Below are 1,433 nucleotides of genomic sequence, written 5' to 3' on the forward strand. Positions count from 1 at the left end.
GCCTGAAACCTTGGCCGGTTTGCACTTCGTCGTATTCTCCGTGCTTATGCTTGTTCACTTTGCAGCCCTTAACAAAAGTTCCTAACACCCTCTAGGATTAATTTGTCAAGTCGACAATGCATACGGCTCGGAATTTCAAGTCAATTTTCCATGAATGCCTAGCAGCGGATTCGCTTCCCCGATATGCTCCTCAGTGCATTTACTGAATGAATATCGGGCGTTGCCGCCTTGGAGGAAAAAGTGCGCTTCAGTTTTAGACAGGTTGAAATCTTCTGGGCCGTCATGACCTCCGGCAGCGTGACCAAGGCTGCCATCCTGCTAAAGACTTCGCAGCCGACGGTCAGTAGGGAGATATCACGCTTCGAGCATGTTCTTGGGATGAAGCTGTTCGAACGGGGGCAAGCGCGCTTGCAACCCACCCCGCAGGGGCTGGCCCTGTTTGAAGAGGTGAAGACCTCATACTTCGGTCTTGAGCGCCTACACAGTGCAGCCGAGGCGATCAGAAACCTCCAGAGCAACCTGTCTATCGCCTGCCTGCCGGTCTTTTCCCAAAGCCTGTTGCCCTTCGTATGCGGACGCTTCATGGTTGCACACCCTGAAGTCGGCATAAATATCATCCCGGAAGAGTCGCCCCTGCTGGAAGAGTGGCTGACCGCCCAACGTCACGACATCGGCTTGACCGAATGCACTGGAGCCCCTCACGGCACCACTTCAGAGGCAATATTCGTTTCCAACGAGGTCTGTGTTTTGCCCGCGCTCCACCCGCTGCGTAGCAAAACTGTCATTACTCCGCAGGATCTCGCTGGCACCCACATGGTCAGCTTATCCGGGAAGGACCCTTATCGCATCATGCTCGACAAGATGCTTGCGGAAGCTGGGGTCAGTTATCGCACGGCGATCGAAACCCATAGTGCCACGGCGGTATGCACCTTCGTCCAGCAAAACGTTGGGATTGGCATCATCAACCCACTGACTGCGCTAAGCTTTGCGGAACAGAATCTGTGCATCCGGCGGATTTCGCTGCCGATCCCATTTTCCGTCAACCTGATTAGACCCGCCTACAGAAAACAGACGGGTATCGTAAGTGGCTTCATTTGCGAGCTTAAGCTTGCCGCCGGCGAGCTACAGGAAAAGCTCGTCACCCTATTGTCGTAGCGTATCCGTTCAGCTTGCGCCATCTTGAGGCTCACTGCTCTGCCATCTGGGAATTAGGAACCGGTACCGCTTCCTGCCCCGATCCAGTCCGGCGCCCTGCGTTCTCCGGGAAGCCGGACGGCCCGATACCGGCGCTTCGATTTCTCGTGAATGCTGCGATCCAGAATGGCGCATTGCGGACACGGCTTTGTCACGTTGGCGCTGCGGTCAGTTAAGATGAAGTGATGAAGAAAACGAAATCGCTGTATCACGGTCACCGGTTCCCGGCGTCAGTCATC

Annotated in this window: 1 protein-coding gene; it reads left to right on the forward strand. The window is 55.1% G+C overall.

Going from position 1 to position 1,433, the window contains the following annotated elements; all coding sequences use genetic code 11:
* The first annotated feature begins 228 nt into the window (after positions 1-228).
* On the forward strand, positions 229-1,155 hold the full coding sequence (locus tag HDG39_RS34515; RefSeq protein WP_260328466.1) for a LysR family transcriptional regulator: 927 nt from the start codon (positions 229-231) through the stop codon (positions 1,153-1,155).
* The last annotated feature ends 278 nt before the right edge of the window (positions 1,156-1,433 follow it).

Origin of the sequence: Paraburkholderia lebeckiae (genome assembly GCF_014201005.1) — a bacterium.
GTDB lineage: Bacteria > Pseudomonadota > Gammaproteobacteria > Burkholderiales > Burkholderiaceae > Paraburkholderia > Paraburkholderia tuberum.